Origin of the sequence: Mesorhizobium sp. M1A.F.Ca.ET.072.01.1.1, from assembly GCF_004023325.1 — a bacterium.
Lineage (GTDB): Bacteria > Pseudomonadota > Alphaproteobacteria > Rhizobiales > Rhizobiaceae > Mesorhizobium.
Genome location: NZ_RZSF01000140.1, coordinates 1 through 16,286 on the forward strand (window position 1 = coordinate 1; position 16,286 = coordinate 16,286).

The window sequence follows — 16,286 nt, forward strand, 5'->3', positions numbered from 1 at the left end:
CTGCAGCGCCGCCTGGCCAAGCGTCTTGCGCGGCGCCTTGCCGCCAGCTTCATTGCGCGGCTGCTGCACCGTTACCGTTGGATTGCCTATATCGGCCTGCTGATCATCCTCTATGTCGCGCTCGACATGGTCTACAGGGGCGCGATGGAAATCTGGCCGCATGTCAACAACGCGGTGAGCTGACTGCCGCCACCTGACGCGGGCTTTGGCCGGCTACTGATCTGGCCTCGCATTGCGTTTTGCCGCAACAAGGACCAGCCCATACCAATGCCGCAATTAGTGTGGTATGGCGCCGCCGATCCCGAAAAACCTGGAAAAGCTTATGTCTGCCCCTCGTGTCAGTTTCGTCAGCCTTGGATGCCCGAAGGCGCTCGTCGATTCCGAGCGGATCATCACGCGGCTCCGCGCTGAAGGCTACGAGATCGCCCGCAAGCATGATGGCGCCGACCTCGTTGTCGTCAACACATGCGGCTTTCTCGACTCCGCGCGCGACGAGTCGCTCAACGCGATCGGCTCCGCCCTTTCCGAAAACGGTCGCGTCATCGTCACCGGCTGCCTCGGCGCCGAGCCGGAAGTCATTCGCGAGAAGCATCCCAATGTGCTGGCGATCACCGGCCCGCAGGCCTATGAGAGCGTGATGGCGGCGGTGCATGAGGCGGCTCCCCCCAGCCATGATCCCTACATCGATCTTCTGCCGCCCCAGGGCGTGAAGCTGACGCCGCGGCATTACGCCTATCTGAAGATTTCCGAAGGCTGCAACAATCGCTGCACCTTCTGCATCATCCCGGCGCTGCGCGGCGATCTCGTCTCGCGGCCGGCGGCCGACGTGTTGCGCGAGGCCGAAAAGCTCGCCAAGGCCGGCGTCAAGGAGATCCTCGTCATCTCGCAGGACACCAGCGCCTATGGCATCGACATCAAATACCAGACGAGCATGTTCGGCGACCGCGAGGTGCGAGCGAAGTTCCTCGACCTTGCAGAGGAGCTCGGCAAGCTCGGCATCTGGGTTCGCATGCACTATGTGTACCCCTACCCGCATGTTGCCGACGTCATTCCGCTGATGGCCGAGGGAAAGATCCTTCCCTATCTGGATATCCCCTTCCAGCATGCCTCGCCGCAGGTGCTGAAGAACATGCGTCGTCCCGCTCATGGTGAAAAGACGCTGGAGCGGATCCGCGGTTGGCGAGAGGTCTGCCCGGATCTCGCAATCCGCTCAACCTTCATCGTCGGTTTCCCCGGCGAGACGGAAGAGGACTTCCAGATGCTGCTCGACTGGCTGGACGAGGCGAAGATCGATCGTGCCGGCTGCTTCAAATATGAGCCGGTCAAGGGCGCGCGCTCCAACGACCTCGGCCTGGAACAAGTGCCGCAGGAGATCAAGGAAGCCCGCTGGCACCGCTTCATGCAGCGCCAGCAGAAGATCTCGGCGACGCAGCTGGCCAGGAAGGTCGGCAAGCGGCTGCCGGTGCTGATCGACGAGGCGCATGGCACCTCGGCCAAGGGCCGCACCAAATATGACGCCCCCGAGATCGACGGCTCCGTGCATATCCAGTCGCGTCGGCCGCTGCGCGCCGGTGAGATCGTCACGGTCAAGGTCGAGCGCGCCGACGCCTACGATCTCTACGGCTCGGCCGTTTGACAAGCGGGATTGGCTGAAAATGAAAGGGCGCCGGTGGGGCGCCCTTTTTGTTTTGATGCCAGGCTGCTGTTTACTGCGGCAGCTTGTCGTCGATGCCCTTGACGTAGAAATTCATGCCGAGCAGCGTGGCGTCGTCGGCGACCTCGCCGTCCTTCAGCCAAGGCGAGCCGTCCTGCTTCGCCACCGGGCCGGTGAAGGGGTTCCAGCCGTCGGCGATCTTCTTGGTGGTCGCCTCCGCCATTGCCTTCACGTCGTCAGGCATGTTGGTGAAGGGCGCGAGCTTGACGGCGCCATCCTTGATGCCAAGCCACACATTGTCCGGCTTCCAGGTGCCGTCGAGGGCAGCCTGCACGCGGCTGATGTAATACGGGCCCCACTCGTCGGTGAGCGAGGTCAGCTGCGCGTTCGGCGCGAATTTGATCATGTCCGACGACTGGCCGAACCCATGCAGCTTCCGCTCCTCGGCGACCTGCAGGGGGGCGGTCGAGTCGGTGTGCTGGACGATGATGTCGGCGCCCTGGTCGAACAGCGCCTTGGCGGCGTCGGCTTCCTTGCCCGGATCGAACCAGGTATTGACCCACACGATCTTCACCTTGAAGTCCGGATTGATCGACTGCGCGCCGAGCATGAAGGAGTTGATGCCCATCACCACTTCCGGGATCGGGAAGGAGACGATGTAGCCGGCAAGACCCTTCTTCGATTCCTTGGCCGCGATCTGGCCGAGCACATAGCGGCCTTCATAGAAGCGCGCGTTGTAAATGCCGAGATTGTGGCCGGTCTTGTAGCCGGTGGCGTGCTCGAACATCACCTTCGGGAACTTCTTGGCGACCTTAACCTCGGCGTCCATGAAGCCGAATGATGTGCCGAAGATGATCTTGCATTTCTCGCGCGCCAGGCGCTCAAAGGCGCGGTCGGCGTCCGGGCCTTCCGAGACGTTCTCGAGATAGGCGGTCTCGACCTTGTCGCCGAGCGCTTTCTCCACCTCGAGGCGACCCTGGTCGTGCTGATAGGAATAGCCGAAGTCGCCGATCGGCCCCGTATAAACCCAGCAGGCCTTCAGCTTGTCGGCCGCCTCGGCGGTTGCCGCCAGCGACAGGGCCGCGGCCGTGGTCATCAGCGCAATAAGCAGTTTCTTCATCGTGTTACCTCTCTGAGTTAAGCCTTGGAGCTTCCCGTCTTTTTGTTGTCGTCAACGATCCGGAACAAATGGCTGCCCCAACGAAGCCGGCGTGTTCATCATCGTCAGCCGCTTGTTCCGCGAGATTAGAACGAGAACCACGATGGTTGCCAGATAGGGCAGCGAAGAAAGAAACTGCGAGGGCACAGGAATGCCGAAAGCCTGTGCATGAAGCTGGCCGATCCACACCGCGCCGAAGATGTAAGCGCCGGCCAGCACCCGCCACGGGCGCCAGGACGCAAAGACCACCAGCGCCAGCGCGATCCAGCCGCGTCCCGCGCTCATGTTCTCGACCCATTGCGGCGTGTAGACGAGCGACAGGTGGCCGCCGGCAAGCCCGGCGCAAGCGCCGCCGAAGATCACGGCGAGGTAACGGTAGCGGATGACCTTGATGCCGAGCGCATGCGCCGACACGTGGCTGTCGCCGATCGAGCGCAGCGTCAGGCCAGTGCGCGTCCTGAACAGAAACCACATCACGGCGGCGGTGAGCCCGATCGAGACGTAGAACAACGGATCCTGGCCGAAGATCAGCTTGCCGACGACCGGTATCGAGCTCAGGCCGGGGATGTCGAGGTTCGGCAGCCTGACGCCAGGCTGGCCGACGAAGCTGGTGCCGATCATGCCGGAGAGGCCAAGCCCGAGCAGCGTAAGCGACAGGCCGGTCGCCACCTGGTTGGTCGCCAGGGAAAGCGTCATGACGGCGAAGAGCAGCGAAAACAGCGCGCCGACGACGATTGCGGCAAGCAGCCCGATCCAGGGAGATCCGGTAAGATAGCCCGCGCCGAAGCCGCCGACGGCGCCCATGATCATCATGCCCTCGACGCCGAGGTTGAGCACGCCGGAGCGTTCCACCACCAGCTCGCCGATCGCCGCGATCAAGAGCGGCGTCGCCGCGGTCGCGATGGTCAAAAGGATGTTGACGGTGATGTCCATCAGCGTGCCTCCTCCAGCTTGGGCGCGGCCTCGAGTTGTGGCGCGGCAAAGCCGATCAGACGAATGCGATAATGAATGAGCGTGTCGCAGCCGAGCACGAAGAACAAAAGCATGCCCTGGAACACGCGCGCCACCTTGTCGGAGATGCCGAGCGCGCTCTGCACCGCCTCTCCGCCGAGATAGGTCAGCGCCAGCACCAGGCCTGCCGCGACGATGCCGAGCGGATTGAGCCGTCCGAGGAAGGCGACGATGATGGCGGTGAAGCCATAGCCGGGCGAGATCACCGGCTGTAGCTGGCCGATGGCGCCCGAGACTTCCGAGATACCGGCAAGGCCAGCCAATGCGCCGGACAGCAGGAAAGTAAAGAAGACCATCTTGCTGAAGCCGAAGCCGGCGAAGCGACCTGCCCTCGGGCTCGAGCCCAGCACGCGGACCTCGAAACCTTTCAGCATGCGGCTCATCATCAGCCAGACCGTGACCGCGGCGACCAGCGCGAAGACGAAGCCCCAATTGGCGCGGCCGGCATCCGGCATCAATTCCGGCAGGACGGCCGAGTCGCCGAACTGGATGGTCTGCGGGAAGCCGTGGCCCTGCGGGTCGCGCCACGGTCCGCGCACCAGCCAGTCGAGGAAGAGCTGCGCCACATAGACCAGCATCAGGCTGGTCAGGATCTCGTTGGTGCTGAAGCGGGTTTTCAGCAGCGCCGGGATGGCCGCATAGAGGGCGCCGCCGACCATGCCGAGCAAGAGCATCAGCGGCAGCACCAGCGGACCTTCGAATTCGGGGAACAGCACCGGGATGATCGAGCCGAAAATGCCGCCCAGAATGAACTGGCCTTCGGCGCCGATGTTCCAGATGTTGGCCTTGTAGCAAACCGACAGGCCGACGGCGATCAGGATCAGCGGCGCCGCCTTGATGGCCAGTTCATGCAGCTGCCAGATCTCGCTGATCGGCTGAACAAAGTAGACATTGAAGGCATTGAGCGGATTGACGCCGAGCAACGCGAACATGATGGCGCCGGCAATGATCGTCAGCGCGAAGGCGATGAAGGGCGAGAGCACCGAAAACAGCGCCGAGCGCTGCGGGCGTTTGACCAGTTCGAGGCGCATCATGCCGTCTCCATGCTGTGTTCGGCGTGGCCGGGCTCGGCGCCGCCCATCAACAGGCCAATCCTCTCGAAGGTGGCTTCGGCGATCGGCAGCGGCGCGGACAATTCGCCGTTGTGCATGACCGCGATCGCGTCCGACAGCTCGAACAATTCGTCGAGGTCCTGGCTGATGACGAGAACCGCCGAGCCGCTGCGGGCAAGCTCGATCAGCGCCTGGCGGATATGGGCGGCGGCACCGGCGTCGACGCCCCAGGTCGGCTGGTTGACGACCATCACGCTCGGCTTGCGGTCGAGCTCGCGGCCGACGATGAACTTCTGCAGATTGCCGCCGGACAGCGCCGCAGCCTCCGGATCGGGAGCGCTCTTGCGCACGTCCATCGCGGCAATGATGCGCTGGGCGGCGCTGTAGACGGAAGCGTTCCTGACCATGCCGCCGGAGCCGACGAAGGACTTGCCGTCGGTGGCATGGCGCGACAGCAAAAGGTTCTCCGACAGCTTCATCCGCGGCGCCGCGCCGTGACCGAGCCGTTCCTCCGGCACGAAGGCGGCGCCCATCAGCCGCCGGCCGGTGATCGACACGCCGCCCGCATCCTTGCCGCGGATGCGCACGGAACCGGGATCCTGCTGCAGCACCTCGCCGGAGACGGATTCGAAAAACTCGCCCTGGCCGTTGCCGGCGACACCGGCGATGCCGATCACCTCGCCGGCGCGTACCGAAAGATTGATGTTCTTGAGCGGAATGGCGAACGGCGTCGCCGGCTTGCGGGTAAGCCCGCGGATCTCCAGCAATGCCGGCGCGGTCTCGATGCCCTTGGCCGGCGCGCGCACCACTGCCTTGACCTCATTGCCGACCATCATGCGGGCTAGCGACGCGGCCGTCTCCTGGCGCGGGTTGCAGTGGCCGACGACCTTGCCGTGGCGCAGCACCGTGGCGCGATCGCAGATGCGTTTGACCTCTTCCAGCCGGTGCGAGATGTAAAGGATCGACTTGCCTTCAGCGCGAAGCCGCTCCAGCGTTTCGAACAGCTTGTCGGCTTCCTGAGGCGTCAGCACCGAAGTCGGCTCGTCGAGGATGATGAGTTGGGGCGTCTGTAAGAGGCAACGGATGATCTCGATGCGCTGGCGCTCGCCAACGGAAAGATCGCCGACCAGCGATTCCGGATCGAGCGGCAGGCCGTAGCTGTAGGAGAGCGCCCGCGCCTTCGCGGCAATCGCGCTGATCGGCGAGCCGTCGTTCAGCGAAAGCGCGATGTTCTCGGCCGCCGTCAGCGCTTCGAACAGCGAGAAATGCTGGAAGACCATGCCGATGCCAAGCTTCTTGGCGAGGCCGGGGCTGGTGATCCTGACGGCTTGGCCGTTCCAGAAAATTTCACCCGAATTCGGTTCCAGCGAGCCGAACAGCATCTTCACCAGCGTCGACTTGCCGGCGCCGTTCTCGCCGAGCAGGGCGTGGATCTCGCCCTTCGCGATGTTGAGGTCGATATGGTTGCACGCCGTCAGCGTGCCGAAAATCTTCGTAAGGCCACGAACCTCCAGCAGGTTCGCCCTGTCATGATTTGCACTCACAGTGCCTCCCATCCAGTTACCCGGATATGTTCTGTGTTCCCGCTGGTATCGTATGCGCGGCCGGCTTCGGTCGGAAAGCGGCACGCAACTTGAAAGAGCTTCAAGAATTCCAGCGGAAACTCAAGGGGTAAGATAGGCCTGTTCAGGGCAAGAGGGAAACCAGTAAGCTTGTCGGGGAAACCACTGCCTTGAGGCGCGGCAAGGCGCTGAAAAACAAGGCAGCCGGGTTAGGGGATGAGGATGGTTGTGCCCGTCGTCTTGCGGCCCTCGAGATCGGACTGCGCTTGTGCCGCGTCCTTCAGCGCGTAGCGCTGGTTGATCTTAACCTCGACGGCGCCGCTCAGCACTACCTCGAACAGCGCTTGCGCCGAGGCCACAAGGTCCTCGCGTTTGGCGTTGTAGACGAAGATTGTCGGGCGGGTCGCATAGAGCGAGCCTTTCTGCGCCAGAAGCGACATCGGGAAAGGCGGGATCGGCCCGGACGACTGGCCGAAGCTGACAAACATGCCAAGCGGCCTCAGGCAGTCGAGCGAAGCGGGAAAAGTGTCGTTGCCGACGGAATCATAGACGACGTCGCACTTTTTGCCGCCGGTGATGGCGGCGACGCCGGCGACGAAATCCTGCTCCTTGTAATTGATGACATGGTCGAAGCCATGCGCCTTGGCGAGCTCGACCTTGTCTGCGGAGCTCGCCGTGCCGATCACCGTCGCGCCGAGATGCTTTGCCCATTGGCCCAGGATCAGGCCGACACCGCCGGCCGCGGCATGGTAGAGGATCGTGTCGCCCGCCTTCACCTTATAGGTGCGGCGCAGCAGATATTCAGCCGTCATGCCTTTCAGCATCATGGCCGCCGCCTGCTCGTCGCTGATGCCGTCCGGCACCTTGACCACGCGGTCGGCGGCGATCACGCGTTCTTCCGAATAGGCGCCGACATTGACGGCATAGGCGATGCGATCACCGGGCCTCAGCCAGTCGACGCCGACGCCAACGGCCAGCACCACACCCGCCGCCTCGCCGCCCGGAATCAGCGGAAACCCGCCCGGCGGCGGGTAGAGGCCCGAGCGATGGTAGACGTCGATGAAGTTGAGGCCCATCGCGGTATGCCTGATCAGAATCTGCCCGGCGCCCGGCTGGCCGGGATCCGAATCCTCATAGGTCAGGACCTCGGGGCCGCCATGGGCGTGAATGCGGATCGCTTTGGACATTGCTCAACTTTCTCGGAAAAGGACGGAAGCTGGATATCGAGTCAGGATTTCCTGGCGCCAAGATTGGGGAACATCTGCATGATGCCCCCGATGCAGGCGAGATAGAGCCCGGTAACCGTAATGCCGGCCTTGGTGAACATGCTGACCTGCTCGCTCAGAACCCCGATCTTGTCATAGAACGAGGCAAGTGCGGCCTGTGCCAATGCAAGCGCGCCGAAGGCGCACCATAACAGCGTCATGCCGAGATTGATCGGCCTGAGCCGCACCACCCGTACCGGGTGGATGAAGTTGATCGGCAGGAAGGTGAGAATACCGGCGACCACGACCACGGCGAAGGAAACCCACTGCCCCGGCTCGATGACAAAGAGCGTGAACACCACCATGTTCCAGACGACCGGGAACCCCTTGAAGAAGTTCTCCTTCGTCTTCATGCCGGTGTCGGCGTAGTAGATCGCGCTGGAGACGACGATGATCGCCGCCGACAGGAACGACAGGTTCTCGCCCATCAAGCCGCGCTGGTAGAGCGCGAAGGCCGGAATAAGCACGTAGGTCACGTAGTCGATGATGTTATCGAGGAGCTCGCCCGACCATGTCGGCAGGATCTCCTTGACTTCGAGCTTCCTGGCGATCGGGCCGTCGATGCCGTCGACGAAGAGCGCCAGCCCTAGCCACCAGAACATTGCCGTCCAACGTCCCTCGCTCGCCGCCACCAGCGACAGGAAGGCGAGGAACGAGCCGGACGCAGTCAGCAGGTGCACGGAAAAAGCCCGCGCCTGCGGCCACGTCACTTTCTTCTTCGGCCGCGGAATCCGCTCCGCGATTTTCTTGGCCGCATTCCGGGCCGCTGTGTTCTTGCTCACGGGCCTCGCCAATCCAGCTTGCATATCTCGGCCGAACGGCCGGCGAAATTCCAATTGCGGCCGAAGGCGCGCATCTTGCTCTTGTCGGACTTCGCCACGATGATTTCCGGTGCGATCCAGTATTCGGAATTGGTAATGACGGTGTCCTTCTCGCGGTCCTTGCCGGGTATCGGCGTCACCGCGCCGTCGATAATCCGCGGTATCTGGAAAACGCGCGTCCTGTCACGCGTCTCATAGGTGATCGGCACCTGTTCCACGCCAAGGAAGTTTCCAACCAGAATCGACAGCAGCGAAGTGGTCCCGCCCGCCTTGCCGGTGAAGATTTTTGTCAGGGCTTTCACGGCATAGATGGAGGCGCGCTTGTCGATGAACAGGCCGGCGCTCCAGTTGCCGCGGCTCATATAGCCCGGGATTTCCATGACCAGACCAAGATTAAGGCCGGAAAGATCGACCTCGCCGAAGTGGCCGGCGTCGATGCGGAACCCGGCCCACGTCTGGCAATAGCCTTCGGTCGGCGGATGGCTGCCGAGCGACAGAACGCAGGGGCAGAAAACCGTGCAATTGCAGGAGAGTACCAGCTCTCCCTTCATCGCCCAGCTCTGATCGGCCATCGAATTCTCCCTCACGCGGAAACTAATAGCAGGGCGGCGGCCCACACAAGCAGTATCGCACCGGAAACCTGGCTGGCCACCCTGCCCGCGGTCTGTTTTTCGATCAAAGCGAACAGGCTGATCAGCGCCATCCAGAAGATGTTCATCGCGCCCACGGCGAACATGACCAGCATCAGCGCCCAGCAACAGCCGAGACACCAGACGCCCTGCTCCACTCCCAGGCGAAAGACACGCCCCGGCTTCGCGCTCCAGTTGGCAAACAGGATCGAGAACGGGTTGCGGCATCTCTTGAGGCACGCCTGCTTCAAGCCGCTGAACTGATAGAGGCCGGCGATCGCCAAGGCGACGGCCCCGGCAATCCCGACGACGGGATCGAGCACCTGTCCCGCGGCGGCAAAGCCATAGACCGTGAGCGTCAGCGCGGCGAAGGCCACTGAGGCGGCAAGCCAGGTCGCAAGGTATCCCATCACCAGAACCAGCGGATGGACGACGGGCTCGCCCTTGATCCGGGCGGTATCGGCAATCTCGCAATAGGTGCGGATCATCGGCGCCGCCGAGGGCAGCATCGTCGCCACCGCCATTATGAACCACATCAGGACGAGCGCCGACGCCGCCAACGAGCCTGAAAGCGGCGCCGGCGCAAGGCACAAAGCGAAGAAACGGTCGAGGAAATCCGGCAGCGGCAATGGCGGCAGGTTCTTCAGCAGCGCATCGCCCGGAGCGCCGCCGGCAACGCGGCTTTCGGCGCCGCGAATAGCCATGGCAGCGAGGATCCACCAGGCAAGCACGACGCCCGCACCGATAGTGAGCATCACGGCAAGGCGGGGGCTGCGCGCCAGTCCCGCCGTGGCGCGGCCGGCGCGGTCGAGATGGCGGAAATCGTGCTCCTGGGCGCTCATGCCAATCGAATGGGCCGAATCGCCGCGTTGATCAAGTCCGCCGATCTGCCCTATACCGCATGCAGGCCGACGGGCCGCCATCAACATGGAAGCCTGGTGTGGAGCAGAGTGACAAAGCCCGAATATTGATCGCCGGCAGCGGCCCGGCCGGCCTGATCGCGGCACTCGGCTTTGCCGAGGCAGGCTTTGCCGTGACGTTGGCTGGCCCCGAGGCCGCCGGGGGCGATGGCCGCACCACCGCCCTTATGAACCCTGCTCTCAAGGTGCTCGACCACCTGGGCGTGCTGGACGAACTCAGACCGCAGGCGGCGCCGCTGAAAATGATGCGCATCGTCGACGCAACGCGCCGGCTGATCCGCAGCCCGACCGTCACCTTCCGCGCCAGCGAAATCGGCGAGGAGCAGTTCGGGCTCAACCTGCCGAACAAAATCCTGATCCCGGTGCTTGCCAAGAAGGTCGCCGCAAATCCCGGCATCGAGTGGCGAAAGTCGATGGTCGATGCCTGGCGGCTCGACGCCGACCACGCACATGCGAGCCTCGCCGATGGCAGTGAGGTCTCGGCATCGCTGGCGGTTGCCGCCGACGGGCGCCTGTCGCCGGCGCGCGAGGCCGCCGGCATCAAAGCCTCCGCCCGACCCTATCCTCAGTCGGCGCTCGTTCTCAATTTCAGCCATCGCAGCGAGCATGGCTTCATCTCGACCGAATTCCATACCGAGACCGGGCCGTTCACGCAGGTGCCGCTGCTGGGCAAGCGCTCCAGTCTCGTCTGGGTGGTGAAGCCGGAAACGGCACAGGAACTGGCCGCGCTCGACGATGCCACGCTGTCTGTTCGGGTCGAAGAGCAAATGCAGTCCATGCTCGGCCGGGTCTCGGTCGAGCCCGGCCGCCAAGTCTACCCGCTTTCGGCGGCCTCGCCCGGTCGGTTCGCGCAAAACCGTGTGGCGCTTGTCGGCGAGGCTGCTCATGTCTTCCCGCCGATCGGGGCACAAGGCCTCAATCTCGGCATCAGGGATATCGACGATCTAATTGGAATCGCCAGCGAAAATCGCGACGATCCCGGGTCGAGGCTGAGCCTTGCCGCCTACGACACGCGGCGCCGTCCGGACATCCTGGCGCGCAGCAGTGCGGTGAACTTGCTCAACATGTCGCTGCTGTCCGACATGCTCACGGCGCAGCTTGCGCGCAGCGCCGGCCTCAACGTGCTGGGCAGCTTCGCGCCGCTGCGCGCCTTCTTCATGCGCGAAGGCCTGCGGCCGGGAAGCGGTTTTCGGGCGCTCGCCGGCGGCTTCAGGAAACAGGCCGCGCGCTGAGGCACATTTGCAAACTACCGCTTTCGGCCGAGGATTGCGCCCGCTGATAGGTAGCTTGGTGGGCCAGGGCGTCGGTAAAGCATTGCATTGGAGCAACGTCTGCGCCAAATCGTACCAAGCCGAAAGTCGGGGTCGATTTTTGAGCGCGTGACGTGTAGATTCAAGACCTTAGGCGCCCTGTGCGCGCAAGCCGCTGCGGCGCCTCGGGACCGAAGTGGTGAGTGCGATGAAGACGGCCAAATTCGCGATCGGACAAGTTGTTCGCCACCGGCTGTTTCCGTTCCGTGGCGTGATCTTCGACGTCGATCCGCAATTCGCCAACACCGAAGAATGGTATGAAGCGATCCCGGCGGACATGCGTCCAAGCAAGGACCAGCCTTTCTATCACCTTCTCGCCGAGAACTCCGAGACAGAGTACATCGCTTATGTATCGGAGCAGAACCTGCTCGAGGATCGGTCGGGCGAGCCGGTGCGGCACCCGCAGATCGGCGAGATGTTCGACAAGCTGCCCGACGGGCGCTACGAGCCGAAAGGTCACTCGAAACACTGACGGCTGGACAAGCGACAACAAAAAAGCGGGGCGCCTGCCCCGCTTTTTGCATGCTGGAGAAACGCTCCAACAATCAGTTGGCGGTCTTCGCCTTGTCCTGCTCTTCCTTAAGCTTCTTGGCGAAGTCCTGGTTGTTCTTGGCGACGAAGTCCTGCAGCTTCTTTTGGCGGTCCTCGATGTCCGACTGCTGCAGCGGCGGGCCGTCATAGGCGCCGCTGAAGCCCGTCAGCGCAACCTTTATCGGGTTCGGCTGGTTCTGGAAATTGACCGAGGTGAGCGTGATCTGCTGGCCCTTCTTGAAAGACGCGACAAGCTGGTCGGTCAGCGGCACTTCGGCCACGCAGCGATCCGGGAAGCAGATCACATAGTCGAGCTTCTGCGCCTTGCCGGAATCGATCTGCAGGACGATGCCCGGAGGAACGAGACGGCCGGTCGGCACCGTCACCTGGAACACCTTACGGTTCACTTTGCCCTTGAGCTCGATCAGGCTGACGCCGGTGACGAGCTGGCCATTGCCGGCGGTGACGATGTTCTGCACGTTGCAGATATCGACGTCTTCCTGCTTGGTGCAGGCCTTGAACCAGCCCTGCGGAATCTGCGGCGGCTGCTGGGCGGAAGCGGTGAAAAGCCCGGCGCCCAGAACGCCGACCACGCCTGCGGCCAGCACCGAAAGGCGATACGCGTTGCTCGTCATATGGTGCACTTTCCTCTCAAATGATCCCGGGGACCGGCTTCTTCCTGCCGTGTGGTCCCGCTACCTGTTGCCCAAATGAGGCAACAGCATGACTTCGGAGCGCGTGTTACACTGCCAGCGACGCCGAATCCAGCCCGGTTTCCGCGTTTTCTTGCCGCTTCTCCTGCCCTGGACGAACCTCCATCGGCGATGCGCCGACTGAACCAAGCGACCGGCGTGCGCCGATTCAATCGGGGAGCGAAATGCTCTAGGGTGCATGTCGAATCACCAAGCTGCCCGGCAAGGAGACGGTCATGGACCGCGTTCTCGTTCGGCTGATCGCCGCGACCTCGTTTCTGGCCCTCTCGCTGCTTCCGGCTTTGTCGGAACCGAAGCACGGCATCGCCATGCAGGGCGAGCCGGCGCTGCCTGCGGACTATACGCATTTCGACTACGTCAATCCCGATGCGCCGAAGGGCGGCAGCGTCACCTATTGCGTCGTCGGCAGTTTCGACAATCTCAACCCCTTCATCCTGAAGAGCCTGCGCACCACCGCGCGCGGCATGATCGACACGGTCTACGGCAACCTGGTCTTCGAGCCGTTGATGCAGCGCAACTACAACGAGCCCTTCAGCCTCTACGGCCTGCTCGCCGACAGCGCCGACATGGACCCGGGTCGCAAGAGCATCGAGTTCCACCTCAATCCCAAGGCCAAATGGTCGGACGGCCAGCCTGTGACGCCGGAGGACGTGCTGTTCACCTACGATGTCTTCAAGGACAAGGGCCGCCCGCCTTACAGCGATCGCATGAGCATGATTGCCAGGCTGGAGAAGACCGGCGACCACAGCGTGAAGTTCACCTTCAACGAAAAGGCCAATCGCGAATTTCCGCTGATCGTCGCGCTGACGCCGATCATCCCCAAGCACGCCTTCGACAAGGAGACTTTCGACAAGACCACGCTGAAGCCGCTGATCGGCAGCGGCCCCTATACCGTGGACAAGGTGCAGCCTGGGCAGCGCATCGTGTTCAAGCGCAATCCCAATTATTGGGGCAAGGACATCCCATCGAAGCGCGGCTTCGACAATTTCGACCAGATCACCATCGAGTATTTCCTCAACGCCAACGCCAAGACGGAAGCGTTCAAGAAAGGCATCTGTGCCCTCGACGACGAGACCGATCCGGTCAAGCGCGACCGCGATATCGACTTCCCGGCCTTTCGCAAGGGTGATGTGAAGCAGGAATATTTCGACACCGGTATTCCGCCGGTGGTGACGGGCTTCCTGTTCAACACCAGGCTGCCGAAGTTTTCCAATCCGGTCGTGCGGCGTGCGCTCGGCATGCTCTACGACTTCGAATGGGCCAACAAAAACCTGTTCGCCGGCAAGTTCAATCGAACCATGAGCTTCTGGCAGAACTCGGAATTGTCCGCGCTCGGCCATCCCGCCGACGAGCGGGAGAAGGCGCTGCTTGCCCCCTACCCCGGCCGCGTCCCTGCCGAGGTGATGGACGGAACCTGGCGGCCGCCGGTCACCGACGGCTCCGGCCAGGACCGCAGGGTGCTGCGAGCGGCTTTCGAGCTCCTGAAAAGCGCTGGCTATCACGTAGAGGACGGCCGGATGCTCGACCCTGAAGGCAATCCCTTTGGCTTCGAGATCATGACGTCATCGCAGGACGAGGAGCGGCTTGCGGCTCTCTATCAGCGCACGCTGGAGAAGATCGGCATCGATGTAACCATCCGCGGCCTCGACGGCGATCAAATCCAGTCGCGCAAACAGCGCTTCGACTTCGAGGTGCTGATCGGCACAAGCGGTTTCAACAATTCGCTCTCGCCCGGCAGCGAGCAGGTGGGGCGCTGGGGATCCGTCGCCGCCAAGCAGGAGGGTTCATTCAACCTGGCCGGCGTCGCCGATCCCGCGGTCGACGCGGCGATCAACGCGATGCTGAATGCCCGCACGAAGGAAGACTATGTCGCCGCGGTGCACGTTCTCGATCGGTTGCTGATATCGGGCAACTACATGGTGCCCATGCAATACAACACGCAGCAGTGGCTGGCTTACTGGAGCTACCTGGAACATCCGCAAAAGACGCCCATATTCGGCTATCAGCTGCCGACATGGTGGCGAAAGCCCAACTGACGCGATCCCCCGCCTGACACCGACCAAGCAAGGAGACGAGCATGAGCGCGGAGAACTCGATCACCATCGATGTGGTGTCGGATGTCGTCTGTCCCTGGTGCTTCATCGGCCAGAAGCGGCTGGACAGGGCGATCGCCGCTGCCGGCGATATCGACGTGCACGTGCGCTGGCGGCCGTTCCAGCTCGATCCGACCATTCCGCAAGGCGGCATGGATCGCCGCGAATACATGCTGGGCAAATTCGGCAGCGAGGAACGCATCCAGCAGATCCATGCGCGCATTGAGCCGCTCGGCGAGGCGGAAGGGATCCATTTCGCCTTCGGCGCCATCAAGGTCGCTCCCAACACGCTGGACGCCCACCGCGTTATCCGTTGGGCGGGGCCTGCCGGCGAGGACGTGCAGAACCGGCTGGTGCGACGCCTCTTCCAGCTGAATTTCGAGGAAGGCGCCAATCTCGGCGACCATGCCGTCCTAACCGACGCCGCCCGCGAAGCCGGCATGGACGGTTCCGTGGTCGAGACGCTGCTGCCCACGGATGCCGATGTCGAGGCGGTGCGCAACGAAATCGCCACCGCCTCGCGCATGGGTATCACCGGCGTGCCCTGTTTCCTGCTCGAAGCCAAATATGCCGTTATGGGCGCGCAGGACGCCGACACGCTGGCCGATGCTATCCGCCAGGTCGCTGCGGCCAAGGCGCGCGGTGAGCTCGAAACGGCGGGCTAAACCAAGTTCGCATCACCCCTCCGCCTAGCGGACGCGGAAGTCTGCTGAGAGAGATCCCCGCGGTCTACGGCGTTGATTCGAGGTAGCCCGAGGTCTCCTGACGGCCACTTTCGAGCCCTTCAACCCGTGGACCAGCCGAGCATCGGGCTGAATATCCCTTCACAAAACCGTGTTTTCGGCTTCCCCTGGGGAAAGTCCTTTCCAGCCGAAACTCTGTTCCCAAACGGCTGAAACAAAACACGAATTCCCCGCCGATGGATATCAGCCGGCAAAGCTTTTCTGTTGCCTTCATGCCACGGCCGGTAACCCTGTTCCCATTCGGAGGAAGAAAATTAATGGAAAATGATCAATTGGTGTTACCATGTGTAACAAAACAGGAAAGGTTCGGGCGGGATCGTGATTCGGGTCGGTAGACCGCGACGTACAGTACCGGAGCAAACATCCAGCGAGGCGGCAAGGCCCTCGCCCCTGACGCCGGTATCGTCGATGCGCACATTCTGGGGGCTGATGCGAGCCTACTGGTTCTCCGACCGGTGGAAGGAAGCCTGGACCCTCACCCTCGTCATCGCGCTGCTGACAGCGCTCTCCAGCAAGGCTGGCGTGTGGTTTGCCATGGCATCGGGCGAGCTGGTGAATTCGATCGCCTTCTTCCACGACGCCGCCAATATCAATCCGCTCCAGACGCTTCTTACCAATGCCGGCATATTGGTGCTGTTGGTCGTGCTCAAGGACGCCGGCTTCACCGGAGTGCGAAATCTCGTTTCCGCAACCTTGCATCGCAAATGGCGGGGCTGGCTGAACAGCCAATTCAACCGGGCGCTGCTCGACGGCAACCATACCCATTTCCATGCCCAGCATGGCTCGGTTGCCGGCGGTATCGTCGCTCCCGACAACATCGACC

The 16,286-nt window shown here is 62.9% G+C and carries 14 protein-coding genes and 2 pseudogenes; 7 read left to right on the forward strand and 9 right to left on the reverse strand.

What is annotated here, in order from left to right; genetic code table 11:
- A pseudogene (locus EOA32_RS19485) lies at positions 1-183 on the forward strand (hypothetical protein); the annotation flags it as partial.
- A 139-nt stretch (positions 184-322) separates the two neighbouring features.
- Positions 323-1,636 carry a 30S ribosomal protein S12 methylthiotransferase RimO gene (gene rimO, locus EOA32_RS19490; RefSeq protein WP_128372610.1) on the forward strand — a complete coding sequence of 438 codons (1,314 nt, stop codon included), beginning with the start codon at positions 323-325 and terminating at the stop codon, positions 1,634-1,636.
- Positions 1,637-1,706: 70 nt separating this feature from the next.
- Here the strand turns inward: rimO and EOA32_RS19495 are convergent, their stop codons facing one another.
- The 8 genes from EOA32_RS19495 to EOA32_RS19530 form a co-directional block, all read right to left on the reverse strand.
- Complete coding sequence (locus EOA32_RS19495) at positions 1,707-2,774, reverse strand: BMP family ABC transporter substrate-binding protein (protein WP_128372611.1); 1,068 nt, start codon at positions 2,772-2,774, stop codon at positions 1,707-1,709.
- Between the two features lie 51 nt (positions 2,775-2,825).
- On the reverse strand, positions 2,826-3,746 hold the full coding sequence (locus EOA32_RS19500; RefSeq protein WP_095777673.1) for an ABC transporter permease: 921 nt from the start codon (positions 3,744-3,746) through the stop codon (positions 2,826-2,828).
- The gene (locus EOA32_RS19505; RefSeq protein WP_095830097.1) at positions 3,746-4,858 is read right to left on the reverse strand and encodes an ABC transporter permease; all 1,113 of its coding nucleotides are present in this window, start codon (positions 4,856-4,858) and stop codon (positions 3,746-3,748) included. The genes EOA32_RS19500 and EOA32_RS19505 overlap by 1 nt, the downstream gene beginning before the upstream one ends.
- Positions 4,855-6,432, reverse strand: coding sequence for an ABC transporter ATP-binding protein (locus EOA32_RS19510; protein WP_067320061.1), 1,578 nt, complete (start codon positions 6,430-6,432; stop codon positions 4,855-4,857). The genes EOA32_RS19505 and EOA32_RS19510 overlap by 4 nt, the downstream gene beginning before the upstream one ends.
- 215 nt (positions 6,433-6,647) lie before the next feature.
- The gene (locus EOA32_RS19515; protein ID WP_128372612.1) at positions 6,648-7,625 is read right to left on the reverse strand and encodes a quinone oxidoreductase; all 978 of its coding nucleotides are present in this window, start codon (positions 7,623-7,625) and stop codon (positions 6,648-6,650) included.
- 41 nt (positions 7,626-7,666) lie between these two features.
- Complete coding sequence (pcsA, locus tag EOA32_RS19520; RefSeq protein ID WP_128372613.1) at positions 7,667-8,485, reverse strand: phosphatidylcholine synthase; 819 nt, start codon at positions 8,483-8,485, stop codon at positions 7,667-7,669.
- Positions 8,482-9,096, reverse strand: a complete 615-nt coding sequence (locus EOA32_RS19525; protein ID WP_128372614.1) for a DUF1326 domain-containing protein — start codon at positions 9,094-9,096, stop codon at positions 8,482-8,484. Before EOA32_RS19525 ends, pcsA begins: the two co-directional genes overlap by 4 nt.
- 11 nt (positions 9,097-9,107) lie before the next feature.
- Complete coding sequence (locus tag EOA32_RS19530; protein WP_095830094.1) at positions 9,108-9,995, reverse strand: DUF2182 domain-containing protein; 888 nt, start codon at positions 9,993-9,995, stop codon at positions 9,108-9,110.
- Between the two features lie 98 nt (positions 9,996-10,093).
- Between EOA32_RS19530 and EOA32_RS19535 the strand changes: the two genes are divergently transcribed.
- Both EOA32_RS19535 and hspQ read left to right on the forward strand, forming a co-directional pair.
- Positions 10,094-11,305 (forward strand): UbiH/UbiF family hydroxylase, encoded by a 1,212-nt coding sequence (locus EOA32_RS19535; protein WP_189407247.1) that lies wholly within the window; start codon positions 10,094-10,096, stop codon positions 11,303-11,305.
- A gap of 226 nt (positions 11,306-11,531) precedes the next feature.
- The gene (gene hspQ / locus EOA32_RS19540) at positions 11,532-11,855 is read left to right on the forward strand and encodes a heat shock protein HspQ (protein WP_066989816.1); all 324 of its coding nucleotides are present in this window, start codon (positions 11,532-11,534) and stop codon (positions 11,853-11,855) included.
- A 73-nt stretch (positions 11,856-11,928) separates the two neighbouring features.
- On the opposite strand, the gene EOA32_RS19545 is transcribed toward hspQ, so the two are convergent.
- A complete protein-coding gene (locus tag EOA32_RS19545) occupies positions 11,929-12,558 on the reverse strand; it encodes an invasion associated locus B family protein (protein ID WP_128372616.1) in 630 nt (209 codons plus the stop codon).
- A 284-nt stretch (positions 12,559-12,842) separates the two neighbouring features.
- On the opposite strand from EOA32_RS19545, the gene EOA32_RS19550 reads away from it, so the two are divergent.
- The 3 genes and pseudogenes from EOA32_RS19550 to EOA32_RS19560 all read left to right on the forward strand — a co-directional run.
- Positions 12,843-14,663 (forward strand): extracellular solute-binding protein, encoded by a 1,821-nt coding sequence (locus EOA32_RS19550; protein WP_128372617.1) that lies wholly within the window; start codon positions 12,843-12,845, stop codon positions 14,661-14,663.
- A gap of 41 nt (positions 14,664-14,704) precedes the next feature.
- Complete coding sequence (locus tag EOA32_RS19555) at positions 14,705-15,385, forward strand: DsbA family protein (protein ID WP_066989826.1); 681 nt, start codon at positions 14,705-14,707, stop codon at positions 15,383-15,385.
- Between the two features lie 486 nt (positions 15,386-15,871).
- Positions 15,872-16,286: pseudogene (locus tag EOA32_RS19560) on the forward strand (ABC transporter ATP-binding protein/permease); the annotation flags it as partial.

Coding starts and splice junctions, on each gene's coding strand:
- rimO (WP_128372610.1), top strand. CDS start 323: ATGTCTGCCCCTCGTGTCAGTTTCGTCAGCCTTGGATGCCCGAAGGCG.
- EOA32_RS19495 (WP_128372611.1), bottom strand. CDS start 2,774: ATGAAGAAACTGCTTATTGCGCTGATGACCACGGCCGCGGCCCTGTCG.
- EOA32_RS19500 (WP_095777673.1), bottom strand. CDS start 3,746: ATGGACATCACCGTCAACATCCTTTTGACCATCGCGACCGCGGCGACG.
- EOA32_RS19505 (WP_095830097.1), bottom strand. CDS start 4,858: ATGATGCGCCTCGAACTGGTCAAACGCCCGCAGCGCTCGGCGCTGTTT.
- EOA32_RS19510 (WP_067320061.1), bottom strand. CDS start 6,432: ATGGGAGGCACTGTGAGTGCAAATCATGACAGGGCGAACCTGCTGGAG.
- EOA32_RS19515 (WP_128372612.1), bottom strand. CDS start 7,625: ATGTCCAAAGCGATCCGCATTCACGCCCATGGCGGCCCCGAGGTCCTG.
- EOA32_RS19525 (WP_128372614.1), bottom strand. CDS start 9,096: ATGGCCGATCAGAGCTGGGCGATGAAGGGAGAGCTGGTACTCTCCTGC.
- EOA32_RS19530 (WP_095830094.1), bottom strand. CDS start 9,995: ATGAGCGCCCAGGAGCACGATTTCCGCCATCTCGACCGCGCCGGCCGC.
- hspQ (WP_066989816.1), top strand. CDS start 11,532: ATGAAGACGGCCAAATTCGCGATCGGACAAGTTGTTCGCCACCGGCTG.
- EOA32_RS19550 (WP_128372617.1), top strand. CDS start 12,843: ATGGACCGCGTTCTCGTTCGGCTGATCGCCGCGACCTCGTTTCTGGCC.
- EOA32_RS19555 (WP_066989826.1), top strand. CDS start 14,705: ATGAGCGCGGAGAACTCGATCACCATCGATGTGGTGTCGGATGTCGTC.